Source organism: Sinorhizobium fredii USDA 257 (assembly GCF_000265205.3).
GTDB classification, from domain to species: Bacteria; Pseudomonadota; Alphaproteobacteria; order Rhizobiales; family Rhizobiaceae; genus Sinorhizobium; species Sinorhizobium fredii_B.
Window position 1 is genome coordinate 3,989,561 of the sequence record NC_018000.1, and the last position, 25,272, is coordinate 4,014,832.

General features: G+C 62.8%; 29 protein-coding genes. 18 read left to right on the forward strand and 11 right to left on the reverse strand.

Annotated features, from left to right (window positions below):
• Positions 1-40 precede the first annotated feature (40 nt).
• Positions 41-421: a hypothetical protein gene (locus USDA257_RS18655; protein ID WP_014764504.1), complete on the reverse strand. Its 381-nt coding sequence runs from the start codon at positions 419-421 to the stop codon at positions 41-43.
• A 1,110-nt stretch (positions 422-1,531) separates the two neighbouring features.
• Here USDA257_RS18655 and USDA257_RS18660 point away from each other — a divergent pair.
• Positions 1,532-2,533, forward strand: a complete 1,002-nt coding sequence (locus USDA257_RS18660) for a YihY/virulence factor BrkB family protein (protein ID WP_014764506.1) — start codon at positions 1,532-1,534, stop codon at positions 2,531-2,533.
• Positions 2,534-2,887: 354 nt separating this feature from the next.
• Positions 2,888-3,841 carry a helix-turn-helix domain-containing protein gene (locus USDA257_RS18665; protein WP_014764507.1) on the forward strand — a complete coding sequence of 318 codons (954 nt, stop codon included), beginning with the start codon at positions 2,888-2,890 and terminating at the stop codon, positions 3,839-3,841.
• 132 nt (positions 3,842-3,973) lie between these two features.
• Here the strand turns inward: USDA257_RS18665 and USDA257_RS18670 are convergent, their stop codons facing one another.
• Entirely contained in the window at positions 3,974-4,540 is a 567-nt protein-coding gene (locus USDA257_RS18670) for a type II toxin-antitoxin system VapC family toxin (protein WP_014764508.1), read from the reverse strand.
• Positions 4,541-4,657: 117 nt separating this feature from the next.
• On the opposite strand from USDA257_RS18670, the gene USDA257_RS18675 reads away from it, so the two are divergent.
• The 4 genes from USDA257_RS18675 (at position 4,658) to adhP (ending at position 7,719) form a co-directional block, all read left to right on the forward strand.
• Positions 4,658-4,849 carry a hypothetical protein gene (locus tag USDA257_RS18675; RefSeq protein ID WP_014764509.1) on the forward strand — a complete coding sequence of 64 codons (192 nt, stop codon included), beginning with the start codon at positions 4,658-4,660 and terminating at the stop codon, positions 4,847-4,849.
• 71 nt (positions 4,850-4,920) lie between these two features.
• Complete coding sequence (locus tag USDA257_RS18680; RefSeq protein ID WP_144051943.1) at positions 4,921-5,298, forward strand: hypothetical protein; 378 nt, start codon at positions 4,921-4,923, stop codon at positions 5,296-5,298.
• A gap of 470 nt (positions 5,299-5,768) precedes the next feature.
• A complete protein-coding gene (locus tag USDA257_RS18685) occupies positions 5,769-6,446 on the forward strand; it encodes a YoaK family protein (RefSeq protein ID WP_014764511.1) in 678 nt (225 codons plus the stop codon).
• Between the two features lie 250 nt (positions 6,447-6,696).
• Entirely contained in the window at positions 6,697-7,719 is a 1,023-nt protein-coding gene (gene adhP / locus USDA257_RS18690; RefSeq protein WP_014764512.1) for an alcohol dehydrogenase AdhP, read from the forward strand.
• 545 nt (positions 7,720-8,264) lie between these two features.
• Here the strand turns inward: adhP and USDA257_RS18695 are convergent.
• The 4 genes from USDA257_RS18695 to ubiT all read right to left on the reverse strand — a co-directional run bounded on the left by USDA257_RS18695 (position 8,265) and on the right by ubiT (position 11,125).
• Entirely contained in the window at positions 8,265-8,630 is a 366-nt protein-coding gene (locus USDA257_RS18695; protein WP_223843340.1) for a hypothetical protein, read from the reverse strand.
• Between the two features lie 77 nt (positions 8,631-8,707).
• Positions 8,708-9,649: a ubiquinone anaerobic biosynthesis protein UbiV gene (gene ubiV / locus USDA257_RS18700; RefSeq protein WP_420135947.1), complete on the reverse strand. Its 942-nt coding sequence runs from the start codon at positions 9,647-9,649 to the stop codon at positions 8,708-8,710.
• Position 9,650: 1 nt separating this feature from the next.
• Entirely contained in the window at positions 9,651-10,628 is a 978-nt protein-coding gene (ubiU, locus tag USDA257_RS18705; RefSeq protein WP_014764515.1) for a ubiquinone anaerobic biosynthesis protein UbiU, read from the reverse strand.
• A complete protein-coding gene (gene ubiT, locus USDA257_RS18710) occupies positions 10,619-11,125 on the reverse strand; it encodes a ubiquinone anaerobic biosynthesis accessory factor UbiT (RefSeq protein ID WP_014764516.1) in 507 nt (168 codons plus the stop codon). The genes ubiU and ubiT overlap by 10 nt, the downstream gene beginning before the upstream one ends.
• A gap of 120 nt (positions 11,126-11,245) precedes the next feature.
• On the opposite strand from ubiT, the gene USDA257_RS18715 reads away from it, so the two are divergent.
• Together USDA257_RS18715 and USDA257_RS18720 are read left to right on the forward strand one after the other, a co-directional pair.
• The gene (locus tag USDA257_RS18715) at positions 11,246-12,754 is read left to right on the forward strand and encodes a UbiD family decarboxylase (protein ID WP_041414399.1); all 1,509 of its coding nucleotides are present in this window, start codon (positions 11,246-11,248) and stop codon (positions 12,752-12,754) included.
• The gene (locus USDA257_RS18720) at positions 12,751-13,368 is read left to right on the forward strand and encodes a UbiX family flavin prenyltransferase (RefSeq protein ID WP_041414400.1); all 618 of its coding nucleotides are present in this window, start codon (positions 12,751-12,753) and stop codon (positions 13,366-13,368) included. The genes USDA257_RS18715 and USDA257_RS18720 overlap by 4 nt, the downstream gene beginning before the upstream one ends.
• Positions 13,369-13,407: 39 nt before the next feature.
• Here USDA257_RS18720 and USDA257_RS18725 read toward each other — a convergent pair whose 3' ends face one another.
• From USDA257_RS18725 to USDA257_RS37195, 4 genes are all read right to left on the reverse strand, one after another.
• On the reverse strand, positions 13,408-13,752 hold the full coding sequence (locus USDA257_RS18725; RefSeq protein ID WP_014764519.1) for a YbaN family protein: 345 nt from the start codon (positions 13,750-13,752) through the stop codon (positions 13,408-13,410).
• 169 nt (positions 13,753-13,921) lie between these two features.
• On the reverse strand, positions 13,922-14,605 hold the full coding sequence (locus tag USDA257_RS18730) for an NnrU family protein (RefSeq protein WP_014764520.1): 684 nt from the start codon (positions 14,603-14,605) through the stop codon (positions 13,922-13,924).
• A gap of 11 nt (positions 14,606-14,616) precedes the next feature.
• Complete coding sequence (locus USDA257_RS37945) at positions 14,617-14,865, reverse strand: hypothetical protein (protein ID WP_014764521.1); 249 nt, start codon at positions 14,863-14,865, stop codon at positions 14,617-14,619.
• A gap of 149 nt (positions 14,866-15,014) precedes the next feature.
• On the reverse strand, positions 15,015-15,170 hold the full coding sequence (locus tag USDA257_RS37195) for a hypothetical protein (protein WP_080605633.1): 156 nt from the start codon (positions 15,168-15,170) through the stop codon (positions 15,015-15,017).
• Between the two features lie 118 nt (positions 15,171-15,288).
• On the opposite strand from USDA257_RS37195, the gene USDA257_RS18740 reads away from it, so the two are divergent.
• The 6 genes from USDA257_RS18740 to USDA257_RS18765 all read left to right on the forward strand — a co-directional run bounded on the left by USDA257_RS18740 (position 15,289) and on the right by USDA257_RS18765 (position 20,901).
• Positions 15,289-15,840, forward strand: a complete 552-nt coding sequence (locus USDA257_RS18740) for a cytochrome c oxidase subunit 3 (RefSeq protein ID WP_014764522.1) — start codon at positions 15,289-15,291, stop codon at positions 15,838-15,840.
• Positions 15,841-15,845: 5 nt separating this feature from the next.
• Positions 15,846-16,136: a cytochrome C oxidase subunit IV family protein gene (locus tag USDA257_RS18745; RefSeq protein WP_041414402.1), complete on the forward strand. Its 291-nt coding sequence runs from the start codon at positions 15,846-15,848 to the stop codon at positions 16,134-16,136.
• Between the two features lie 162 nt (positions 16,137-16,298).
• Positions 16,299-16,751, forward strand: a complete 453-nt coding sequence (locus USDA257_RS18750; RefSeq protein ID WP_014764524.1) for a c-type cytochrome — start codon at positions 16,299-16,301, stop codon at positions 16,749-16,751.
• Positions 16,752-16,775: 24 nt separating this feature from the next.
• Positions 16,776-18,122: a nitric-oxide reductase large subunit gene (locus USDA257_RS18755; RefSeq protein WP_014764525.1), complete on the forward strand. Its 1,347-nt coding sequence runs from the start codon at positions 16,776-16,778 to the stop codon at positions 18,120-18,122.
• A gap of 62 nt (positions 18,123-18,184) precedes the next feature.
• Positions 18,185-18,997, forward strand: coding sequence for a CbbQ/NirQ/NorQ/GpvN family protein (locus USDA257_RS18760; protein WP_014764526.1), 813 nt, complete (start codon positions 18,185-18,187; stop codon positions 18,995-18,997).
• A gap of 11 nt (positions 18,998-19,008) precedes the next feature.
• On the forward strand, positions 19,009-20,901 hold the full coding sequence (locus tag USDA257_RS18765; protein WP_014764527.1) for a nitric oxide reductase activation protein NorD: 1,893 nt from the start codon (positions 19,009-19,011) through the stop codon (positions 20,899-20,901).
• Positions 20,902-20,982: 81 nt separating this feature from the next.
• Here USDA257_RS18765 and hemN read toward each other — a convergent pair whose 3' ends face one another.
• Positions 20,983-22,335: an oxygen-independent coproporphyrinogen III oxidase gene (gene hemN / locus USDA257_RS18770; protein WP_014764528.1), complete on the reverse strand. Its 1,353-nt coding sequence runs from the start codon at positions 22,333-22,335 to the stop codon at positions 20,983-20,985.
• A gap of 234 nt (positions 22,336-22,569) precedes the next feature.
• On the opposite strand from hemN, the gene USDA257_RS18775 reads away from it, so the two are divergent.
• The 4 genes from USDA257_RS18775 to USDA257_RS18790 are packed head-to-tail and all read left to right on the forward strand — an operon-like array spanning position 22,570 to position 25,086.
• Positions 22,570-22,851 carry a DUF2249 domain-containing protein gene (locus tag USDA257_RS18775; protein WP_041414403.1) on the forward strand — a complete coding sequence of 94 codons (282 nt, stop codon included), beginning with the start codon at positions 22,570-22,572 and terminating at the stop codon, positions 22,849-22,851.
• Positions 22,852-22,895: 44 nt separating this feature from the next.
• On the forward strand, positions 22,896-24,254 hold the full coding sequence (locus tag USDA257_RS18780; RefSeq protein WP_014764530.1) for a hypothetical protein: 1,359 nt from the start codon (positions 22,896-22,898) through the stop codon (positions 24,252-24,254).
• A gap of 3 nt (positions 24,255-24,257) precedes the next feature.
• Positions 24,258-24,788: a DUF2249 domain-containing protein gene (locus USDA257_RS18785; RefSeq protein WP_014764531.1), complete on the forward strand. Its 531-nt coding sequence runs from the start codon at positions 24,258-24,260 to the stop codon at positions 24,786-24,788.
• A 4-nt stretch (positions 24,789-24,792) separates the two neighbouring features.
• Positions 24,793-25,086: a metal-sulfur cluster assembly factor gene (locus USDA257_RS18790; RefSeq protein ID WP_014764532.1), complete on the forward strand. Its 294-nt coding sequence runs from the start codon at positions 24,793-24,795 to the stop codon at positions 25,084-25,086.
• Positions 25,087-25,272 lie beyond the last annotated feature (186 nt).

Here is a 25,272-nt window from a genome sequence, read left to right on the forward strand (position 1 = left end):
TGATTGAGCACCTGGATCATAGGCCTATCCTTTCGTAATCTCAGATGGCTTCGGGAACGGCGGACTGGAAACGCATCGCCGAGGCGGCGAACGATGTCGGACGACGCCCGTTGCGCGTCATCCAAACGGCTTCGCGCGGCAGGTCGGCGATACGATTGCGGAAGGTGCTGTACGAGGGACGACGCATGGGGCTGCGCTCGGGCATCATGCGGGCGTCCTCATCGATCAACACCAGTAGTTCGTGCCAAAGCTCGCGGACTGTCGGGCGGCGACGGTCGACGTATGCCAACGCGACCACGCACTGCAGCACCGTTTCCTGGTAGGTGAAGGTGCGGCTGCGCTGGCGCGTGAACCAGTTGCGGAGCTCGGAATTCTCCATGAGGCGGCTCTCGAAAACACATGCGTATGCATTCTGCGACATGGCGCAGTACTCCTTTTTCGGTTCTTTAAGAATCTCTTCGGGCTTAGAGCGCGAGCGCGCCTCGTTGATCGCAGTCTCCTGCGGGAAAGAGAGCGCGGCGGATCCGTACTTTGAGATCCGTCAACTCCTGCTTGTCGACAAAGTTTTTCATTTCAGTCTCGTCCATCTGGCAGGTTCGGCGCGTAGACGCACGACTACTCGGCGGCGAACCTGAGTTCACGCGATTTCGTAAGCGTTCCGCAGCCGAGCGAACCGGACGGAAGAGAGACTTCCGACGTGGTTAGCGCGCTGGCTGGAACGCTTGGAAGCGTTGTTGGAGATGGATGGGGTGGAGACCCTGGTTAGTCATGTCTGCTTCCTCAAATTCCCGGTTGCTTGGAAAACTTATCGAGGAGTGCCGGGGCGTCCGTTTCGGCCGCGGCATAGATACCACGGCGCCTTAGGACGCTTGCCGGCAACCTTGTTGCCCAATTGCTGGTATCATCGTCATGACTATCCGTCTCAGTTCGAGGCCGCCCATTATGGTGCGGTGGCGGCATAAAGCGCAGATCTCATTATTTTAATCAAGATGAAAAATCACCTAGGAAAGATATTTTTTGGACATGTGAGAAGAGAAGTCGCGGAGGGCGGCTGTCTAGGTCCAATTTATAGTTATCGCATAGTAATTTTTTGCGTACGTCGAATCCTTGTTGTCAACAATTAGTAACCGCCATCCCCGTACGAGTCCTGAGTTGTTTCAAAACGAGAGAAGTCGATGGCGGTCCGACCGTGCAGCCGACGAAGCTGGCGTCAATGGCGTTCAAGCAACGCTGCTCACAGGCGAGGATCAGTGCTCATCACATGTCGTGGCGAAGAACCTCCGGGTACGATCTGAAGACACAGCCCTTTCGCGTTACCTTCGCCTCAACCACCTCAAGGGGAACAAGGCACAAAGTGGCTCGTTTGAATGAAGCTAACGAGCCACCGAGACGCTAAAGCCGATAGCTTGCCCCAAATGCGCCTGCGTCGACAGCGGCGTTCCTGTCATCAATCGCAGTGGGAGGCGCTCATCGGCGCACATCAAGTGCTGCGCAGCAGGTGCGGCGCGCCAATGTTCGCGATGCTCGGACTATGAGGTCTCAAAATGAACTCCCAAGAAGACGAAGCAAAGGCGGTGGAACGGGCGATCCGGGGAGAGGAAGGACCGCCAGCACCCCAGGCGACTTCCCGGCGCTCGGCCTGCGCGACGTCTTCTGGCGGGTGGTTTCACAGGTCAGCGAAGATCGGGTGACGCTCGTGGCAGCCGGCGTCACGTTCTATATCCTTCTCGCCCTATTTCCAGCACTGACATCGCTGGTGTCGATCTACGGGCTCGTTTCGGATCCGACTGCCATCGGCGAGCAGATCGCCTATCTGGCGGCCGTTTTGCCTGCCCAGTCGCTGCAGTTGGTCACCGACCAGTTGCAGGCCATCACGTCGCAGAAGCCCTCCAGTCTGAGCATCGGCTTCATCGCCGGGCTGGTCGTCGCGCTCTGGAGTGCCCGTGCCGGGATCGCAGCACTCTTCGATGCCATGAATATCGCCTACGACGAAGTCGAAGAGCGCGGCTTCATCCGGCTGACTATGCTTAGTCTTGCCTTTACGGCGGCTGGTCTCCTCGTCACGGCTGTCCTGATCGCTGCGATCGCGGTCTTGCCGGCAGTCCTCGCCTTTCTCTCGCTTGACCGGTGGCTGGAGAGCCTCGCAAGGATTCTGCGCTGGCCGGTGCTGCTGCTGTTGATCGGCGCGGCAATAGCCCTGCTTTACCGATACGGACCCGACCGCGATCCGCCGAAGTTGAGGTGGCTCACCTGGGGCGCGGCGCTCAGCACGCTCTGCTGGCTCCCGGCCTCGCTCTTGTTCTCGTTCTACATCGACAACTTCGCAGACTATAACGCCACCTACGGCGCCATGGGTGCGCTGATCGGCTTCATGCTCTGGATCTGGCTGTCGACTATCATCATCATCGTCGGCGCAGAGCTCAACGCCGAACTGGAGCACCAGACGGCGCGGGATACCACCATGGGTCCTTCCAAGAAAATGGGCGACCGCGATGCTTACGTGGCCGATACAATAGGCGAGAAAAGCGATTGAGTTCCGGTCCTGCGCTGTCAAGAACGGGGCCTTGCCCGCTCGGGATGTCCTGTCTCGCCAGACATTGGGGTTACGCTGGTGGTGCATTGTTATATTCTCGAGCTCCATCCGGCCGTGGCGGGCCATGCAACGAGATGACCTGATGGACGTGTCGCACAATCAATGCGTATAGTGCGGTCCGACGCAGTCGCGCCGAGCCGGGAGACCGGCGCGAGCTTTTTTCCGCGGGAGGACGTCGAGCGCGATGAACACGCGGTCCTGCTGCCGCATCGCGCTCCCGCTTATGCGAACCGATCACGTTCATGACCTTGACGCGATTTGGTCCAGGGTGATCGTGATCCTGGGAGGAAGCGGATGCCTTCAATCAAGGATCACTCGGAGCAGGTCTACCGTGTCGCGAATCAGTCGTCGGCCGCGGTGAGTTCGCCGGTCGCCGCGTCTTGGCGCCGCTGCATGACTCGTCACGGCCTAGCGCCAGAGGAAGCAAGGCTGCCGTGGCGCCTCCCCGAAGCCGAATTGCTGCAAGCGCGCGAGCGATCCGGCGTTTTGATCTCAGAGGCCGGTGGCGAACTCGACCGGTTGTTCGCCATTGTTGGAAAGGCCGGCTGCTGCCTGCTGCTTACCGATGAGAAGGGCATCGCGCTCGAACGCCGAGGCGCGGCCGGCGACGATGCGGACTTTCGTGACATCGGCCTGTGGTCGGGCACTGTGTGGAGCGAGGCGAGCGTCGGAACCAACGGCATCGGTACGGCGATCGCAGACGAACGTCCGGTAGTCATCCAACGCGACCAACACTTTCTCAGTCGCAATATCGGCTTGAGCTGCGCCACTGCGCCGGTCCGCGACGAAGCCGGGCGCCTCGCGGCGGCGCTGGACGTGTCCACCTGCCGCGGCGATGCCTCGGAGGCAATCGTGTCGATCCTTGCTCAGGCCGTGCGCGATGCAGCGGCTCGTATCGAGGCGAACCTCTTCCGCCGCGCCTTTGCCGGTGCTCGCATTGTGCTGGTGCCCGTCGACCGTGCCGGCCCCGCGCTTCTCGCAGTCGACCGCGACGACCTCGTCCTCGGAGCGACGCGGGCGGCGCGCGTGTCGCTTGGCCTCGACGACAGACGCATAGCCGCCGGAGTTCCTGCCTCCGACCTGCTGCAGGAGGACCTGCGCGAGGGCGGAGAGTTGCCGGATGCCGAAAGAGCGGCCCTGCGCCGCGTGCTGTCGCGCAACAACGGTAACGTCTCGATGGCCGCCGACATCCTCGGGATCAGCCGCGCTACGCTCTACCGGAAGATGAAGCGGGTTTCACTGACTTGAATCCGCCGCACTGTTGGGAATGCCCCCGCACCCTAACTTTCTCTTTGCGTTCGGAGAGGGAGTAAGACGCTACGGTTCTTCTCTTCGTCCGATCGCCGCGACCTACCAATGTGCGGCTCTAGGACCGGGGATCTAGCTGATTGGGACGATCATCTGCCGCCAGTCGTCTGGGCCCGGCTCTCCGAGTTCCGGAATGTGCCAACCGTGAGATGGTTCGACATGCCAGATTCCATCGAGAGGGCTATAGAGGCCGGGGAGGGGAAAGTGCCGGTGGATCCTGAGGAAGTCGCCGACGTCGCATGAGGCGATTGGAATGCCATGCACTATCGCCACAGCAGCTATTTCTGGGTCGCATCCGAACCTCATCTTCGACGAATTGTCCGGACTTCGCCAGAACCCGGCGAGCTCGGGCACCATGGACATTCTTGCCAGCAGCTTTTTCACGCCAGCATCGACCGCCGGCGTGTGGACGTCGGTCTTGAGGAGATCGTCGACCCAGTCCGAAAAGCGTCGGCCGCGTTCCTGGTCAAGGATACCCGCATTGATCGCGCCCCGTTCGAGTTCGAAGATTACAGGAGGGGCGACCGCAACGGCGCCCGGAGGTATCTGGAACAGGAATGCCAGCACGTCCTCGTGCGGCACAGATCGCCGCGCTTCGCTCAGGACACTGGTGTCCAGTAAGATGAAGTTCGCCTGCATGCTGCGAACTCCCCTTGGTCCGCATCCAACGAATCGATATGGATTCGACGCCAGTTATGGTTAATTTGGCGTTACGGCGGTTCATAGGATTCGCAGTTTCGATCGCGAGGATTCAAGATGGCTCAAGACAACAAGTGGGACCTGTCCGATGCCGGGACAGACCTCAATGAAGTCTTCGAGGCCGCAAAGGAGGACGGCCCCCAGCTCGTTTTTGATGGAGAAGGAGTCTTTACTGTTTCATATTCGGCGCGAGGCAAGAAGGGCAGCGCTAAGGAGTTTCTGACGAGCGGCGGGCCGGACGACACCTAGGTAAGCGGCGGTATAAGTTTGGATCGTCGCGACGTGTCAGCGAAACCCAAATGGGAGGTCAGGTACTGATCATGTCCGGACCACTCGGCCATCCACAGTTTAGATCTGCGGCTGGTTCGGGTTTTGATTTTGCTGAAAAACTCCATGGTCGCCACCAAAATATGCGAGCGAGGCGCGCGGTCACGCATTATCCGTTTCACCACGCTATTCGCCACATCCAGTGGCAGTCCAATGACCGCAAGGTGATTGTGGGCACGTATTTCGGACGAGACCTGATGGAAGGCGACATTCGACGGGTCGCCGCGGCGACCGAGGCCTTCACCGGGGTGGACATCGCAAAGATCGCGCGAGAGGCTCGGAGGAAGGCGCGGTCGGCCGGCATCGCAATTGATGCGGAGATGGTGCTTGCCGCACTCCCCCCTGTCGTGAAGATTGAAGGTCAACTCTGATGTGAGCTGTGCTCTGCATAGAACGCTCGCTGCCGAATTGGATGCTTGGCTATGAGAAGGCTTTGATGCAGGTTGCTGGGGAGGTTGAAAGGGCGCGCCCATGGCAGTCAGGCTCGAAGATGAATTCCGCCGAACGGAGAACTGTTCCTGCGACTCATCCGAGCTGGGCTTTCGCTACTAGAATCGGTCGCAACCGCAGAGCGTCTCGCTGATATGGAGATCATCGACACGGACTAGGGATCGCGGCAGGAAGTATCCTGGCGCTTCGTAGAACTGGACGGGCGGGTGGTCACCTCACTGAGCAGCCGACATGCTGCCTGCGAGCCGATACCCAGTTGTGCAATCCATCGCTTTGGGAGCAGCTAGCCTCGCATACTTTCTGCGAGTGCAGGGTGCTCAGTGCAGTTGGAGTGCTTGCCACAGCGGGCCCGGTTTGCTTTCCTTCGTGCGTTTCAACTTGGGCAAAACCAATGACGGTGCAGCGGCGGCGGCAGATCATAAAGCGCCAGCGGAGTTCTGTTGGTCTGGCGCTTATCGCCGCAATATCGTTCCTGGCGGGCATGACCGACGCCATAGGACTCATGTCCATCGGAGACTTCGTGTCCTTCATGAGCGGCAACACGACCCGCGCATCCGTCGCCCTCGTCCAAGGCGATGTCGCTCGAGGGTTGCTTCTCATCGGAGGGCTGGTCAGCTTCGTACTCGGGAACGCCGCGGGAGTGATTGTATCGATCCGGTTTAGACCGCAAGCCGCCTTGTTGTTTGTATCGGTTCTGCTCGCATGCGCTGCGTTGTCTGCCAATCAAACAGAGCTCCGTTTCCTTTTGCTCATCTTCGCCATGGGAGCCGTCAACGCCTCAGTCGAACAGATCGAAGGTCTGCCGGTTGGCCTGACGTACGTCACGGGAGCACTCTCGCGCTTCGGCCGAGGACTCGGACGTTGGGCGATGGGCGTCCGCAACACGTACTGGATCATTCAGATCGTGCCGTGGCTCGGCATGTTCGCAGGAGCCATCATAGGGGCGGTCCTGGTGCGAGAAGCAGGGGATCTCGCCTTATGGGTGCCGTCGCTTGCCGCCTTATTGCTTACTGCCGCAGCGTTTCAAATACCCCGCCGCTGGCAAAGCAGGTTCATCCAAAATCGCTAGTGCGAATGTGCCCATCTGGCACCAGCATCAAATCAGGTTTGGCAGCCCGGTTTGGGCCGTCACGGTTTGCGGGCGCGCGACTGTCTCAACTCTGAGACAACCTCCTCCTCGAAACACCCTCCCTTGATTCCCGTCAAGGAACGGCGGCTTGTTCTCCCGCTAAGCTCCCGATCGTCAGCGCTCGCTCGGAGGAGGTGCGCGATGCCGGCCGCGCCGGCGCCAACACCATCCAGTATTGGAGGAGATTTATATGTCCATGAAAGCCGCTGTGGTCCGCGAGTTCGGTAAGCCGCTTGTCATCGAGGAAGTCCCGATACCGCAGCCAGGGCCTGGCCAGGTCCTCATCAAATACGAGGCGACGGGCGTGTGCCACACCGATCTGCATGCCGCCAAGGGCGATTGGCCAGTCAAGCCAAATCCACCGTTCATTCCCGGCCATGAAGGGGTGGGCTACGTCGCCAAGCTCGGCGCGGGCGTCAAACGGCTGAAAGAGGGGGATCGGGTCGGCGTGCCATGGCTGCACACCGCCTGCGGCTGCTGCACGCCCTGCCGCACCGGCTGGGAGACGCTTTGCGGCAGCCAGCAGAATACCGGCTATTCCCTTGACGGCACCTTTGCCCAGTATGGGCTCGCTGACCCGGATTTCGTCGGGCGGCTGCCTGGCAAGCTGGAGTTCGGTCCGGCAGCACCGGTGCTCTGCGCCGGCGTCACGGTCTACAAGGGCTTGAAGGAGACGGAGGCGAGACCCGGTGAATGGGTCCTCGTCTCCGGCATCGGCGGGCTCGGCCACATGGCCGTGCAATATGCCAAGGCCATGGGCATGCATGTCGCCGCGGCCGACATCTTCCCTGACAAGATTGAGCTTGCCGAGAAGCTCGGCGCCGACCTCGTCATCGATGCCAGGGCGCCCGATGCCGTCGAGGAGGTGCAGAAGCGGACGGGCGGCGTCCACGGAGCGCTGGTCACGGCTGTCTCACCAAAGGCGATGGAGCAGGCTTACAGGATGCTGCGCTCCAAGGGTACCATGGCGCTCGTCGGTCTGCCGCCGAGCCAGATCTGCCTGCCGGTGTTCGATACGGTTCTGAAGCGCATCACGGTTCGCGGCTCTATTGTCGGGACACGCCAGGATCTGGAGGAAGCGTTGGAATTTGCCGGCGAGGGCAAGGTCGCGGCCCACTTCTCCTGGGACAAGATCGAGAACATCAACGCCATCTTCGAGCGCATGGAAGAAGGCAAGATTGACGGCCGTATCGTTCTCGACCTGAACGGTTGAGCCTTCGAGTACATATGCAGTTTTGACAAATAAATCCGCCCGCTGACCCATCCGGTCGGCGGGCGGCTAGCCGCCCGCGCCGCCTCACGCAAAAGAGCCAACGAATCCTTGGTCGACTTGTCAGCGCTGTGAGCACCGCGCATGGATACCACTGAAGGCCAGCGGCAGCTTATGTTGTAGTTCATTCCGATGCGCGAGTGCTTGGCCGGGCGCGCAATGCGTTACTCACCGAACGCGCAACAAGTTTCTGAAGAGCCGCCCGCCAATCATGCTTGCGCTCCCGGCGCTCGGGGTCTCTCGGCCGAGCCAGGTTTTATTCCAACCAGCCTTCAGGGCCGTATGCGGAGAGGGAGGCTTGTGTCACGAAAAACCCGGCGATCTATAAGTCCAGCGTGCCTTCGATCCTCCTGGAGCACTTCGAAAAGAGAACTCATTTCCCCAAGAGCGATGGTTTGAGACATGGCGATGTCTAGCGCCGCATCTCGCCATGGGGTTCGTTTCAAGGCGTCCATCAGTGCATTCCCTTTGATGTTGCTGCTCAGGCTTCACTCATCGATGTCGGACGCGGCGCAATTGGCGCTTCCGGCATCCTCCTGCACCAGCTCGTTTGCAAACTGAAGCTGACGCGATTGCCTCAACAGACTCGAACCCAGCTCTGCGGCTGCGGCGATATCGCCGAAGAGCAGGCCGGCTTCATCGATCATGCCGTCGTCCAGCGGCGACGGCTCTTTCGGGTCGAAATCACCAAGCAGCACGAGCAGCGCCTCAATCCTTCGCCGCTGCTCATCGGCAGCGGCCAGCAGACGCTGGACGATCCGGTCGCGTTCAAGCCTTTCCAGGTCGCGCAGCGCCCCGTCCACCCGGTCGCGGCATTCGCAATCGATGGCGCTACTTAGAACCGCGCCACGCATGCGCCCGACTGCGCGGCTAATTTCCTCATTTGCTTGTGCGAAAGTCGATGCGATTGCCGATGAGGAGTCGTTCGCTCTCATGCGTTTGCTCCGTGTGCAATGTTGCGTGCGCGGGCGATCCAGGCGGCGCCTTCCTGTCCGTGATGAAACCCATTGGAGAACGGCGCGGCGGGATAGATCTGCCGCAGCAGGGCGAGACCGTCTTCAGCATCCACACGGCCCTGCAGGACCTCGTCATAGAGGCGGGCGATCGCCACCATGTCGCAATCCTGCGGCGACAGCCGGAAGCGGCTCACCCCGGAACCGACGAGGCCCGACAGCTCGGCAAGAAGGGCCTGACAGGTGAAGGAAACCGTCTGCACGCCGTTGAGTGCCAGAAAGGATTGTCTGTCGAGCGTTCTCACGGGCAGCCCGTCAGGATCGTCCTTGCAGACGAACTGGCAGTTGTCCTTGATGTGCCCCTTGGCGCGGGCATGGGCGCAGCGAGCCGAAATTGCGAGCGGCATGCGCCCGAAGGCCAACACTTCGAAGTCGACGCCAGGCGTGCGCAAAACGATCTCGTCGATCGAGCTTGCTGGCAGTTCGGGCGGCAAACATATGCTGTTTGCACCCCGCCTCGCGAGCACTCGGGCCGTCGCCGCGTTGTAGACATTGACGAGTGGTCCGATCCAGTGCGGCTCGCCTTCAAGCAAGGCCAGAGCGGAAAGGTCGTTCGCCTCGACGGGGTAGGGGCTGTCGGCGACCAGGCTGCGAACGTACTGGCTCTCGCGCTCGAGCGTCACGAGGGCGAGGGTGGAAAAGACGATGCGTTTTCCCGCCGCCACCAGTCGCTCGATCACCGGCGGGAAATAGGGGTCGGTGAAGTGTAGCCGCTTCGAGCAGACCGTTTCTCCGATGACGACGTGGGTCACCGGGGCCTCGTCGGCCATGCGAAAATAGAAGTCCCGCCATTTCTCGCCCTCCCAGAGGTAGAGAACGGGACCGAGCGTGAGCGTGGGCTTGCCGGCGTTCATGGACAATCTACCTCCAGCGCTTCTCATACGCACCGGACGTCGTCCGCTGCCCCTCGCTCAACAGCCGGAGGCGGGCAAGCAGCGCCCGGCGCTCTTCCGGCCTGGCATCGAGCGCCTTGCGCAGCGTCGAGACCACCTCGGCGACATAGGCCTTGCCGCGCTGCCGGCCTTCGATCTTGAGCGCGCTGACGCCCGCCTCCCGCAGGGCGTCGATCTGGTCCATCACGTCGAGCGAGACGGGATCCTCGAAGGCGTAGCCGCTTGCGTCGGCGATATCGAAGCGGCCCTTGCAGAGCGTCGGATAGCCGGCCGCCTCGTCGCGGGGAAAGCGGTTGATCGTATAAGCGCCGAGCTCCGAGACCAGGTCGCTGCCGTCCTGGCGGTAGCGCACGTGGCTTGCCGGCGAGCAGACGCCGTTCATGTTCGGCGACTTGCCGGTGGCGTAGGATGACAGCGAGCAGCGTCCCTCCGCCATGACGCAGAGGCCGCCGAAGACGAAGACCTCGATCTCGCAGCGGACCTGGCGGGCGAGGCGGGCGATGTCGGAGATCGTCAGCGTGCGCGGCAGCACGACGCGCTTTGCGCCGAAGGCCTCCACCAGGAAATTCACCGCGTCCGGATTGGATGCGGATGCCTGCACCGAAACGTGGAGCCGCTGCTCGGGATAGGTCTCGGCGACGTGGGCCATAAGGCCGAAGTCGGCAAGGATGAGCGCGTCCGCTCCAAGACGGACGGCATCCGCGGCGGCCTGATACCACAGGCTCTCATGTCCGGCACGCATGAAGGTGTTGAGCGCGACGAAGGTCTGCGCGCCTTTCCGCCGGGCATAGGCGATCGTCTCGCCGAGCTCCTCGCGCGAGAAGTTGAGGCCGGGGAAATTGCGCGCGTTAGTCTCGTCGCGGAAGCCGCAATAGACGGCGTCGGCACCGGCATCGACGGCCTCGCGGAAGGCGGCCGGCGTGCCGGCCGGGCAGATCAGTTCCATGCGGCATTCTCCCCGGCAAGGGCGCGGCGGCGGATTGCTTCCGCAGTGCGGCTGACGAGCGGCGCGAGCGGCCCGGCGGTAGCCCCGAGGTCGCGCGGCAGGTCGATCTCGCAGCCGTCGAGCGCATTGCGGAGCGCCAGAATCGCCTCCATGTCTCCGACGACGGTGAGCGCCCGCGAGAAGAACAGGGCGTCCGCGTCGCAACGGCCCTCGAGAAGCGCCAGGAGCAGGAACAGGGGGCCCTCCACGACAGCATCTGCGGCACAATCGGCCGGCTTGCGCATTACCGACACCGCCGCGCGTGACGGTTCAACCAGGAAGACGAGCGGCAGGTCGACCGGGCGGAAGGCATAGCGCTTCGCCTTGTGCTCTCCGAGGCGATCGAAGAGAGCCGGATGCCGCTTGAGCAGGCTTTTTAACATGAGCTTCACCGCCCCCTCGATCAGAGGGATCGGCACGACGGCAAGCGGTGCGGCCAGCGGACGCGGGAATTCCATCTCTTTCGCCTTTTGCAAATGACGACTCGGCGGCTTCGGTGGGGACCCTAGCGGCAAGCTCCGCGGAGCAATTTGCGCTGGAGCAAAGACAGGAGGGTTTTCGCAGGCGAGACACCGCGCATGTATCGCAGGGATCAAGCCACCCGCCGCTTTTCAGGCCTCCAGGACTTCGCCGCCATGCTCGAGCGGCGCGGCCGCTTGCGCCGCATCTCGCGTCCCGTTTCGCTCGTGCATGAGGTTACCGAGATCCACCGGCGCGTCCTCCACGCGGGCGGGCCAGCGCTGCTGTTCGAGAAGCCGGTCGACGCCTCCGGCCGCGTATGCGACATTCCGCTGCTCGCCAATCTCTTCGGCACGCAAGAGAGGATAGAGTGGGGTTTCGGGCTTCCCGCTGGCGGTCTTCCGGTCCTGGCGGAAATGCTGGCGGAGCTGCGCGAACCGAGATCGCCGCAATCGCTGTCGGATGCCTGGGGCAAGCTGCCGCTACTGAAGGCAGCACTCGCGATGCGGCCGCGAAGCGTCGCGCGGCCGCCGGTGCAGGAGTCGGTCTGGCGGGGCGCAGAGGCCGACCTTTCGAGGCTGCCGATCCAATGGTGCTGGCCGGGCGAGCCGGCTCCTCTCGTGACATGGCCGCTCGTGATCACCCGTGCGCCGGACGATCCGAGCGATATCAATGTTGGCATCTATCGCATGCAGGTGCTCGGGCCAAACCGGCTCATTCTGCGCTGGCTGGCGCATCGCGGCGGCGCTCGGCACCATCGGATGTGGCAGCAGCGCGGCGAAGACATGCCGGTGGCGGTCGCGATCGGCGCCGATCCGGCAACGATCCTCGCCGCGGTGATGCCGTTGCCGGAAGGCATGAGCGAGCTTGCCTTTGCCGGACTGTTGAAGGCGGAGCGGCCGCAGGTCGCGCCGGCGATCACCGTGCCGCTGACGGTCCCGGCCACGGCCGAGATCGTTCTCGAGGGCGCCGTTTCGCCTGACGAGACCGCCGAGGAGGGGCCCTATGGCGATCACACGGGGTACTACAACTCCGTCGAACGTTTTCCGGTGATGACGCTCTCGGCGATCACCATGCGACGCAAGCCCTACTATCTCTCAACCTTCACCGGCCGCCCGCCCGACGAGCCGTCGAAGCTAGGGGAGGCGATGATGGAGCTTTTCCTGCCGCTCGTGAAGCGGCAATTCCCGGAGATCATCGATCTCTACCTGCCGCCGGAGGCCTGCTCGTATCGTGCGATGGTCGTCTCTATCGACAAGCGTTACCCCGGTCAGGCGAAACGAATCATGATGGGGCTTTGGTCGATGCTGCCGCAGTTCAGCTACACCAAGCTGATCATCGCCGTTGACCCGGACATCGACGTCAGGAACTGGGACGATGTCATCTGGGCGCTATCGACCCGGTTCGACGCCAGCCGGGACGTGACCATCCTCAACGACACGCCAATTGACTACCTGGATTTCGCGTCTCCAAAGCCAGGGCTTGGCGGCAAGCTCGGGCTCGACGCAACGCGAAAACTCGAGCCGGAGACGACCCGCGAATGGGGACGCGTGCTTGCGATGCCGGCGGAAGTTATCGGGAAGGTCGATCAACTTTGGGCGGAACTTGGCCTAGGAGCAACGCCATGAGCAAGGAACGGGTCGTGGTCGGCGTCTCGGGGGCATCGGGTGCGGCGCTGGCGCTCAGGGTCGTCGAGCGACTCGCGGAGATCCCTTCGGTCGAGACGCATCTCATCGTCTCGGATGCCGGAAAGCGAACGCTGCTCCACGAGGTCGGCCCGCATGCGCTGCATCAATTGCTCACGATCGCTGATCGCAGTTACCAGGCTGGCGACATTGGTGCGGCAACGGCAAGCGGCTCCTTCAGGACTGCTGGCATGATCGTCGTTCCCTGTTCGATGCGGACTCTGGCAGCGATCGCAGCCGGTCTCGCGGACAATCTCATCGTGCGAGCGGCGGATGTGCATCTCAAGGAGCGACGAAGGCTCGTGCTGATGGCGCGCGAGACGCCGCTGCATCTCGGTCATCTGCGCAACATGGCAACTGTCACCGAAATGGGTGCGGTCGTCATGCCGCCGGTGCCGGCCTTCTATCACCGGCCGCAAAGCGTCGAAGAGATCATCGACCATCTTGCAGCGCGCGCGATCGATCTTGTCGGTCTGCCGATCGCGCCACTCGCAACCGAATGGGACCCACAGTCGCACCGTCAGTACGCTGCGGCGAGAAAAAGCGGGTCCGCGTAGAAGAGGCGGCGCGGCCGACGGCGGCAAGAGGCACGTCGCCTACTTCCGCAGTTCGGGTCGAGAGACAATGAAGACGCCGACGGCGAGGACGATCGCCGCTACGACAGCCGCAACCATCGGCGACGGTCCGGACCGAAACAAGAAGTATGCGAAGCCCGTAGCCATGAGCGATATCGCACATATCTTCGGCCCCCGCGATATCGCACCCGCCTCTCGCCAGTCACGCAGCGGCTGCCCGAACACGGGATGATCGAACAGCCATTTTTCGAGATTTGGAGAAGAGCGCGTTGTCGTCGGCAGAAGTGGAAGGAATATGCCGACCGAGCCTAGTCCGACCATCGCCCAGCCGAGCCCAAGAAGAACAACGCGCATGGAAAGGTTCAATTGTCTTCTCCTTGCCAGAGCATGAATCTGCGGGGAAACTTCTGGCGATCCTGTGCTCGTCGCTGCCTAGATTGACGAGACGGCCCAATCAGCACTTCGGGCCTGGTGCATTGGCAATTCTATTATTGAGCCGCCGGCCAATGCCATGCGCTCCGAGGCATGCCAACTGCTATGCCGCCGCCAGAAGGAGGGGGTCGGCAAAAAACAGGGCGGCATGGCCTCCGGCAAGAAGCCAGAGGGTCAAGGCTGCCGTCGCCACGGCGGCGATGGCGATCGGCGTGTCACCCGACAAAGGGGTACGTCCGGTGAAGAGTGCGGCAAACGGCAAAATGGAGGTCTTCGCAGACTGGCGCTGCCATTGATCTCCAAGCCGGCGACGGGCGCGCTTCTCCATCATGGGTATGGTGCCGAGCGCAAAAAGTGCAAATCCGCCGAAGAGAATCAATGAGCGCAAATCGCCGTTGGCGACGAGATGGCTGAGAGCCCAGATGGCGAAGCCCCAGAGAACGGGATGGCGGGTGATCGAGACGATCGCGCCTGGCCTCGGCCCCTGACGGATGGAGACCGACAGCGGATTTACACTGAAGAGACCCGCGAGCACGAGAAACACGCCGACCGGGGCGGCAAGCAACGTCACCCAGGCCTGCCAGGCAGCGGGTTCCCACAGCGGAAGGTAATCGACGTTCAGTGCCGCGTAGAACACCCAGCCGAGCACGAGAATCGAGACGAACGAATACAGCGAGAAATAGGCCGTCCGGCCGAGGAGGGAAATCAGCCGCTCGCGGATGGCGGGGATTGCCGGAATCGAATGCAGGGCGAGAAACACGAACAGCGCCAGCAGAAATTCAACCATCGGGACTTGCCTCAGTTCGGCCGCTTCGACCGCTTCATTGCTTCTATCATCGCCTGCTCCGCCGCAACATGCCGACGGAGGCCTTCGAGGAAGGTCCGCAGCATCGAGTCGATCGCCTGCCAGGAGAACGCACCCCTGCCCGTGGCCACCGACCGCAGCGCGTCGGCGACATCCAGTGGGGACTTTGGAGTTGCCGCCCAGGGGTTGGCTTCAGTCCGACGCGGCACCTCGGTCGCTTGACCGAGCTTCAGCGAGGACATCCTTTCCGCCGTAGCTATGCAGAGCTCCCGGTCCACGCGCCCCGCAATCGAGTCGGCAATCGACTCGATTGCATCGCACAGCGCGAGCAGTTCGCCATATCGATCTTGAAAGCGATGGGGTGGAGAAGGCACGGTCAATTGGATCCCCCTCAGCGCTCGATGAAGAGGACCGCAGCGCAGGCGACCGACGCCAGGACGGCGGCGACCGTGCCGGTCCGCTGCAGGACGCCCATGCGGTAGAGCACGAGTGCGAAGATGATGATGATCGGTGTGGCGACCGAGAGGCCGATCTGCGCGTCAGACATGGTGATCTCCGTTTTCGACGGAACATAGCCGGTCGGCTGGACCGGTCTTTGATCGGGCGCAAAGAAACGGCGGCCCCTTTCTCCTATCCGCTTTCCACGACTTGTGCGGAGATGCGGCATGGAAAACGCGATGACGGCCGGCGCGGCCGGCGAAGAGGAAGCCGATACGTTCATCCTCTGGGTGCTGATCTGGAGCGAACTTGCCGCCTTCGGGATCCTCATCGGCGCCTTCCTGGTCGCCTCGATGATCGCGCCGGAGGACTTCGCCGTCGCGCGGCTGCACCTGAAACCGGGAATTGCCGCTCTCAACACGCTCGTCCTGCTGACGAGCGGCTGGCAGGCAGCGGTTGCGGCAGGAAAGGGCGCGTCCGTTGCCAGGCGGCGCCGGGCATTGGTGCTAGCGGCGCTTCTCGGCTTCGCCTTCGTTGCCATCAAGTTTTACGAGTACAGCACGGAAATCCGCTTTGCCGGGGAAGCAGCGTTTCATTCCTTCTTCGAGCTATACTTCATCCTGACCGGCTTTCACCTCGTCCACGTCGGCTTCGTCGCCATCGTGCTGCTCATCGTCGCCTGGAGGCCACGTCCGGCCAATGTCGGGCTCGTCACCACCCTCTGGCATGTGATCGATCTCGTCTGGATCGTCATGTTTCCGATCCTCTATCTGGTTTGAGCACCATGACTGACCGCAGCCCTCGACAGTTGAAGAAAACCTGGATGATCCTCGTCTTGATGATTGTCGCCGGCCTGCCGCTCTCGCTCCAGGTTCAGGACCCCGCGGCTCCGCTGGTCCTCACGCTCGCCTTGCTGACGCTCGCGGTATTGAAAGCCCGTCTCGTCGTGCTGGACTTTCTGGGCTTGCGTTCGGGACCACGGGTCTTGCGGGTCGGTCTTATCGTCTGGCCGCTCTTCTTTGCGCTTGCGGCTGCGGCAAAAGCGCTCATCGCGGCCGTTTCGCCCATCGGTTGAAGGGCTCTTCGCCACTTGTTTGCCGAAACGCAAAGAACGCCCCCGCGCAAACCTTAGAAGAGATCGCGTTTACCGGTGGGCGGGGGACTCCGCGGCCGACCGGCGGGAATTGCTCAGGCCGGCCCGCACATTGCGGCCTCCGGAAATCGAAAGGACCATGGGATGGCAGAACGCCTTACCAAGACAGGGGCACGCAACGTCTTCTACGGCGGCTCCATCTTCTTCTTCGCGATCTTTGTCGGCCTCACGGCCCACAGCCACTACTACATGAAGACTGAATCCACCGACGAGACGACGCTGACGGACTCCGTCGCGCGCGGCAAGCACGTCTGGGAGAAGAACTCCTGCATCAACTGCCACACCCTGCTCGGCGAGGGCGCCTATTTCGCGCCTGAGCTTGGCAACGTGTGGAAGCGGTGGGGCGGCGCGTCCGACCCGGAAGGCGCGCGCGAGACGCTCAAATCCTGGATGGCGGCACAGCCCTCCGGCGCCGAGGGGCGGCGTCAGATGCCGCAATTCAATCTCACCGAGCAGGAACTGAACGACCTTGCCGACTTCCTCGAATGGACGAGTCGCATCAAGACGCAGAACTGGCCCCCGAACGAGGCAGGCTGAGACGGCGGGACAAGGAGAAAAGACATGAAATATGAAACCCAAAAGGTCGCGATGCTGTATTTCTACGGCGCGCTCGGCCTGTTCCTCGCCCAGATCCTCTTCGGCGTTCTCGCCGGCACGATCTATGTGCTGCCCAATACGCTCTCCGAACTGCTGCCGTTCAACATCGTCCGCATGGTGCACACCAACGCGCTGATCGTCTGGCTGCTGATGGGCTTCATGGGCGCCACCTACTACCTGCTCCCGGAAGAGGCGGAGACGGAGCTCTATAGCCCGAAGATTGCCATCGCCCAGTTCTGGATCTTCCTGGTCGCTGCGGCGATTGCCGTTGTCGGCTACCTCCTCCATATCCACGAGGGTCGCGAATTTCTCGAACAGCCGTTCGCGATCAAGGTCGGCATCGTCGTCGTCGCGCTGATGTTCCTGTTCAACATCACGCTTACCGTCTTGAAGGGTCGCAAGACCACGGTGACCAACATCCTGATTTTCGGGCTCTGGGGCGTGGCGATCTTCTTTCTCTTCGCCTTCTACAATCCAATCAATCTCGCGCTCGACAAGATGTACTGGTGGTACGTCGTCCACCTCTGGGTCGAAGGCGTCTGGGAGCTGATCATGGCGTCGGTGCTCGCCTTCCTGATGATCAAGCTCAACGGCATCGACCGCGAGGTCGTGGAGAAGTGGCTCTATGTCATCGTCGGCCTGGCGCTCTTCTCAGGCATCCTCGGCACCGGCCACCACTACTACTGGATCGGCGCGCCAGGCTACTGGCAGTGGATCGGCTCGCTGTTCTCCACGCTCGAGGTCGCACCCTTCTTCACCATGGTGGTCTTCACATTCGTGATGACCTGGAAGGCCGGTCGCAAGCATCCGAACAAGGCCGCGCTCCTCTGGTCGATCGGCTGCTCGGTGATGGCCTTCTTCGGCGCCGGCGTCTGGGGCTTCCTGCACACGCTGTCGTCGGTCAACTACTACACCCACGGCACGCAGGTCACAGCCGCCCACGGACACCTCGCATTCTTCGGGGCCTATGTGATGCTCAACCTCGCCGTCATGGCCTATGCGATACCGGAGATACGCGGCCGGGCACCCTATAACCAGTGGTTGTCGATCGCCAGCTTCTGGGCCATGTGCAGCGCCATGTCCGTCATGACCTTCGCGCTCACCTTCGCCGGCGTCGTCCAGGTTCACCTGCAGCGGGTCCTCGGCGAGAGCTTCATGGCCGTGCAGGAGCAACTCGCTCTCTTCTACTGGATCCGCCTCGGATCGGGTGTCGTCGTACTCATCTCTGCGCTGATGTTCTTCTGGGCAGTCCTTGTCCCCGGCAGGAGCCTTAGCCCAGCCCTTAATCAGGCCATCCAACCGGCAGAATGATGCGAAGCGGCCGGTCCACGTGGCCGGCCGCCTTGCCGGAAATTCGAACTCGGAGATATCTGATGAACATCGCCCTCAAAGCCCCGCCAATTCCGGATTGCACCATTCCGGCCTATTCCCCTTCAGGCCAGGAATGCGCGCTCTTCGAAAGCGCCTGGACCCGTCAGCTCCCGCTTCTGCTGAAGGGCCCGACCGGCTGTGGCAAGACGCGCTTCGTCGCCCATATGGCCGCGAAACTCGGCCTGCCGCTTGCGACCGTGTCGTGCCACGACGATCTTGCCGCCCCCGACCTGACCGGCCGCTATCTCCTCAAAGGCGGCGACACCGTATGGGTCGACGGACCCTTGACCAAGGCGGTGCGCGAAGGCGGCATCTGCTACCTCGACGAGATCGTCGAGGCGCGCAAGGACGTCGCCGTCGTGCTTCATCCGCTCACCGACGACCGGCGCATCCTGCCGCTGGAGCGGACCGGCGAGGTGCTCGAGGCGCCGCCCGGCTTCATGCTGGTCGTGTCCTACAATCCCGGCTACCAGAACCTCCTCAAAACCCTGAAGCCGAGCACGCGCCAGCGCTTCGTCGCCATCGAGTTCGACTTCCTGCCGCGGGACCGCGAGATTGCCGTCGTCTCCGAGGAGAGCGGCCTCGACGAGAACCGGGTCGCGCCGCTTGTAGATCTTGCGCATCGTCTGCGGAGCCTCAAGGGGCATGATCTCGAAGAGGGCGTCTCAACACGCCTGCTCGTATATTGCGCCAGCCTCATCGATAGCGGGCTTACAGTGCGCGACGCCGTTCTCGCGACGATGATCGAGCCGCTTACAGACGAGCCGGTCGTAAAGGCGGCGCTGATCGAGATTGCAGACGCGGTGATCCGCTGAGGATAAAGATAATGCTGGACTTCCTCGAATTCGAAGAAACGGTCGGCCGCGCGTGGCATCGCTTCATCGGCAACACACGCACCTGGCCGCGCTTTCCGGACGAGGCTGTCCGGCTCGAAGAGGTCCAGCCCGTCCTTGCCGTTTACTTCCGCGGTCTCGGTGGCGAGCAGGCGGTTCAGATCGCGCCCGCACGCGGCCGCACCTCCGCGCACCGGCTGCGCTTGCGCCAGCGCATGGGCCTAGGTGAGGAAAAGCTCGTGCAGCCGGCGCGTGACCATGCGACGCTGATGCTGCCGGCGGAAATCGATCTCTTTCCCCTGAGGCGCCTCAACCGCGATCTCTATTTCTGGCTGGCGGCGGTCATGGCCGTCATGCCGCTGTCGCCCGTTAGCGCCACCGACCCGCTATCACTCGATCTGGCACTCCTTGCACGTGCCGATGAGACGGTACAGTCGGTGCTGGCCGCCTATCCCGCAGTGAACCCCCGCTACCGCCGCCTGTGCAAGGCCGTGCTCAACGTTCGGCAGCGACGCTCGCTTCCCTCCGTCGAGCAGCACGTCGAAAAGCGAATCCTGTACATGCTGAGAAACGGCGCGGGGCTGAGCGACGACGTCCTGCCAAATGTCTTTCCGCAGAAGGCGCCGCCCGGCTATCTCCCCATGCTTCCGGTCCCGCTGTGGCCTGACGTGCTGCTCCGCCAGGAGACGGAGGGCCGCCGCGAGGACGAGCCCGCCCGCGGCGGTGGCAGAACGGAAGGAGCCGAGACGACGCGCCACGTCGCAACGCGGGAAGCGCAGCGGCAATCGGAGCGCAGTCCCTTCATCCTCAACCGCTTCGAGAAGATCCTTGCAATGGCCGAACTGGTCAATGTCGACCGCCCGGCCGACGACAGCAACGATCATGATGCCCAGGCGGCCGAGGAGCTCGACGACATGACTCTCGGCGAGCGCCAGGGACGGCCGGCCGCGCGCTTCCGTTTCGACCTTGATCTGCCGCCCGAAGCGCTCGACCGGACGCCGCTGACGGCCGAACTCACCTATCCCGAATGGGACTATCGCAGCGGCAGCTACCTGAAGGATCATTGCCGGGTGCTTGCAGCGCCCGCATCCGCAGAAGGCGCCGCGGGCGAAGCGGACCCGGCGACGAAGAGCCTGATCCGCCGTGTCCGCCGCCAGTTCGAGGTGCTGCGGCCGCGCCATGAGATGCTGAGGGCACAGATCGATGGTGCCGATCTCGATCTCGATGCGGTCGTGCGCGCTCGCACCGACCTTAAAGCCGGGGGGCAGGGCAGCGACCGCATCCATATGATGAGCCGTCCGCAGGCGCACGACCTTGCGGTAACGATCCTTGTCGACGTGTCGCTTTCGACGGACGCCTGGTTCGACGATCTCAGGGTTCTTGACGTCGAGAAGCAGGCGCTCCTGGTTCTGGCGCACGGGCTCTCGGCCTGTGGCGACAGCCACGAGATACTTACCTTCACCTCGCGGCGGCGCGACTGGGTGAGGATAGAGACGGTGAAGGCCTTCGACGAGGCGATGAGCACGACGGTCGAGGCGCGCATCGCGGCGCTGAAACCCGGTTACTACACGCGCATCGGCACGGCGATCCGTCACGCCGCAGCAGGTCTTGTCGAACGGCCGAACCGCCGCAAGCTGCTCATCGTGCTGACGGACGGCAAGCCGAACGACGTTGATCACTACGAGGGACGTTTCGCGCTCGAAGACAGCCGGCGCGCCGTCGGCGAAGCGCGCCGCTCGGGCGTCAACGTGTTCGGGGTGACGGTCGATCGCGAGGCGAAATCCTATGTGCCGGTGATTTTCGGCCAGAACGGCTATGCCGTCGTCAGCAATATCGGCAGGCTGCCTGCAGCCCTGCCGGCAATCTATCGCGGCCTTGTAAGATAGACGGGGGCAGGTCGCGAGACGGAAGGCCCGGCATGCGCGTACATGCCGGGCCTTTCTGTTTCTCAGCTTTGAGGCGAGGCTTCACGCCGCCTTGCTATGCGTCCGCCCCGATTGGTCGATATAGGCATCGAAGGCGGCAGCGGCGGCACGGATGAGGAAGCGTCCTCCCTCGCGCAGCCGTATGACGCCGTCCGCAATATCAAGGATGCCGTCGCTTTCCAGCATTGCGAGCTTGGCATTGCCGCGGAGCAGCATCTCCGGATCGAAGCCGTGCGCCGTGGCAAGTGCGGGAACATCGACGCCGAAGTCGCACATCAGCCGCTCGATGATCGCTGCCCGCAGCCGATCCTCCTGGGTCAGGCGGTAGCCTTTCACCGTGGCAAGACGGCCGTCGGCGATCGTTTGCGCATAGAGGCCGGGCGGCACTTCGTTCTGCACATAGCCCTCGGTCGTGCGCCCGATCGCCGAGGCGCCGAAGCCGATGAGGGTCTCGCAGGCATCGGTGGTGTAGCCCTGGAAGTTGCGGTGCAGTTGCCCGCTTACCTGCGCGATCGCCAAGCCGTCATCCGGGCGGGCGAAATGGTCCAGGCCGATGCGGCGGTAGCCGGCGGCAATAAGGGTTGCCGCAATGGCTTCAGCCTGGGCGACGCGGCCCCCCGCATCGGCAAGCGCCTTCTCGTCGATCAGTTTCTGATGCTTTTTGAACGACGGGATGTGCGCGTAACCGAAGACGGCGAAGCGCTCGGGCGCCATCCGGATAGCCGCCTCGGCGGTGGCGATGCAGGATTCGACCGTTTGGTGCGGCAGGCCGTAGATGAGATCGAAATTAATGCTGTCGACCCCGGCCTTGCGTAAAGCGGTGACCGCCTCCATCGTCTGTTCCTCGCTCTGGATCCGGTTGATAGCCTTCTGGACGACGGGATCGAAGCTCTGGACGCCGAGGCTCGCCCGGCGGACACCCGCCTCTCCGAGCGCCGTCGCCATCTCCTGTTCCAGCGTTCTCGGATCGATTTCCACCGCGATTTCGGCGGTACTGGCGAAAGCGAACCGCTCGCGCAGAAGCGCAGTCAGCGCCAGCATTTCCTCGGGCCGCATGATCGTCGGCGTCCCCCCGCCGAAATGCACGTGGTCGACGTTGAGCGGCGCCTTCGTCCTTGCGGAAACGAGGCCTATTTCCTCGCGCAACATGTCGAGATAGTCGAGGATCGGCTGGTCGCGTTGGGTGATCGTCGTATGACAGCCGCAGTACCAGCACATGGATCGACAGAAGGGGATGTGCAGGTAGAGCGACGCCGGCTTCTCCGGTGCGATGGCGGCGATACAATCGGCATAGGTGCTGGCGTCGATGGCCGGCGAAAAGCGGGGCGCGGTCGGGTAGCTCGTGTAGCGGGGCAGGCGTGCCTCGCCATATTTTGCGACAAGAGCCGGTTGCATAGCAGAGTCCTTCTAGTGCGTGTGGAACTGGATCGAGCCCCATCCTATGGGCGCACCGGGTTCTTCTCTTTGAGCAATGTCAAGGAATGGGACAGAGGCCGTTTCTTGCAATTGTTTGCTCGCCGTCAAAGTATGACTGAGCTCTTGGGGATAGGGTCGGCCAAGTTCCGATCCGGTTCCAGCCGCCGCCGCATCGGAATGCACGAGGGGCGGTCAACAGAGAACTCCACGACAATGACGGAAACACAGCCGAAACCATCCATCGACGTCCGCACCGTCCCGCCGCGCGAGCGTCACCCCCGGATCTTTGGCATGCTCGGAACGCTGCCTGCCGGCGGCTCTATGCTGATCACCAGCGACCACGATCCGCGCCCGCTCCACTACCAATTGGAAACGAATTTCCCAGGCGAGTTCGGTTGGGACTATCTGGAAGAGGGACCCGAAGTCTGGAGAGTCGAGATCGCCCGTCTTGAGAGCGGTTCCGGCTGCGAATGCTCCTGCGGGTCGGATCATTGATCCGACTCCGGCGAAGGTGCCCGGTAGCGAGCATGGTGATTTAAATGCCAGGAGCCACGCTTTCCCCGTGGACGATGTCCTATTTCGCCGCCGCCTGCCTCTTTCTGGTGGTCGGACTGGGCGCGATGGTAGCCGGCTATGGTTATCCGTTCGCCGCCGTCGAGGCCCCGGCCACCTTGGCGCTGGTGCACGTTGTCGCCATCGGCTGGCTGGGCCTGCTGATGACGGGGGCGCTGCTACAGTTCGTGCCGGTGCTGGTTGCGGCGCCGCTTCGCGGGGGGCGGCTCGCACTCCCGGCTCTGGTTCTCCTTATTCCCGGACTTCTTCTGCTCGTCGGCGGCTTTGCCGCACTTGGCGGGGCTGAAGGAGTGTCGCCAGCCATGTTGCCCTCCGGCGCGCTGCTACTGGCGATGGGCTTTGGTCTCGTCATCATCATGCTCGCGGCGACGCTCTTTACGGTGCGTCCGCTGCCGCTTCCCGCGCGCTTCGTCGCTGTGGGTCTCGGCGCGCTGATCGCCGCGGTCCTTGTCGGCGGCGCCTTCACGCTCGTCCTATCCGGCACGGTCACGAATCCCGCGGCGATCGCGCTTCTCCTCGAGGGAGTGCCGCTGCACGCGACGCTTGGCCTCGCGGGCTGGCTGACCTTCACCGCGATCGGCGTCAGCTACCGGCTGCTGCCGATGTTCATGCTTGCGCCGGATGACACGCGGGCCACCAGCAGGGTCGTCTGGTGGACGGGCGCCGCAGCGCTGGCGATCGTCGCGGCCAGCGTCGTCTCTATTGCAGCGGACAGCGGGGCGATGAAGTGGGCCCTGAGCGTCGCGGCATTGCTCGCGGTCTTCGCCGCCGTTCTCTATTCAGCCGACGTCTTGCGCCTGTTTCGCGAGCGCCGCCGCAAGATCGTGGAACTCAACATCCGTGCGAGCTATGCGGCCTTCGCTGCGCTTTTTGCCTCCGTCGTGATGTTCGCCCTGCCAGCGACGAGAGCGGCGGCCGGTGAAGGCGCCGCGGCTCTCGTCTACCTCTTCGTCTTTGGCTGGTTGACCGGTCTTTGTCTCGCGCAGCTCTACAAGATCGTACCGTTCCTCACATGGCTCGAGTGCTATGGCCCCGTTCTCGGCCGGGCCGCAGTTCCACGTGTGCAGGATTTGGTTGAGGAAAAGATCGCAAGACTTTGGTTTTTCGTCTATTACTGTGCCGTTGTTTCGGCGACGCTTTCGCTCTTTGCCGAAAATCCGGCGGCGTTCCGCATCGCCATCCTGGCGCAACTCTGCGCGACGGTCGGCCTGATGGTGGAACTCGTCCGCGCCCGTATGCTTTCCTCCGTCGCAGCGCCCATGCGCCTTCCCGCGGGCGCGCCGAGGCCGCATCTCTTTCTGCCGATCTCTCGACCACAGGAGTAATCGATGACTATCGAGACCCAGAACCCAGCACCAAGAGAACTCGACGTCCGACCTATATTGAGGAGCGGCGGCGAGCCGTTCCAGGCGATCATGGAGGCGGTGAACGGGCTGAGACCGGGCCAAGCCTTCCGGCTGCTTGCTCCCTTTCGTCCGCAGCCGCTGTTCAAAGTGATGGAAGGCCGCGGCTTCAGCCACGAGGCACAGGAGACGGAGGGCGGCGACTGGGAGGTCCTGTTCACGCCGAAGGCGGCGAGTGACCCCGTAGAGGTCTCCGCCGACGCCGACAATCCGGACACCTGGCCGGACCCGGTCGAGCACCTTGACCTCACCGAGCTCGATCCCCCGGAACCCATGGTCCGCATCCTTGCGACTGCCGAGCGGCTGCAGCCGGGCGAGGTGCTGTTCGCCCTTCTTTCCCGCGAACCGATCTTCCTCTTCCCGGAGCTTTCCAAACGAGGGCACCAGTGGGCGGGCAATTTCGACGAAACACGAACCACCTTCCGCATCTTCGTCCGCGTCGGAGATGGGGGCTGAAGCCATGAGCGAACCGACGAACGCGACCATCTGCGATGCGATCCGCGACGCACTGCGCATGATCATCGATCCCGAGCTTGGCCGCAACATAGTCGATCTTGGTCTTATCTACGACGTATCGGTCGAGGAAGGCGGGATCGCCCATGTGACGATGACGACGACCACGAAGGGCTGTCCGGCCAGCGAATATCTGAAGGAGGCAGTGCGCAACTGCGTCTGGTATGTGCCGGGTGTTGAGTATGCCGAAGTGCGGCTGACCTACGAGCCGCCCTGGACGCCGGATATGATGGCCGGCTGATACTAGGGTCAGGACCTATTAACCGACAGAAGCGTCGGATGACTGCTCTGAGCCCAAAGCGGCGATCCGCTAGATGATTCGGAAATTGCCGCAACGGGTGGAAACAAGAAGTCCAACGCACAGGCTCGGAACAGCCCCTTTTGCTGGAGGAACCGGCCGTCGCAGGATTGCTCGAACTCAAGCCGC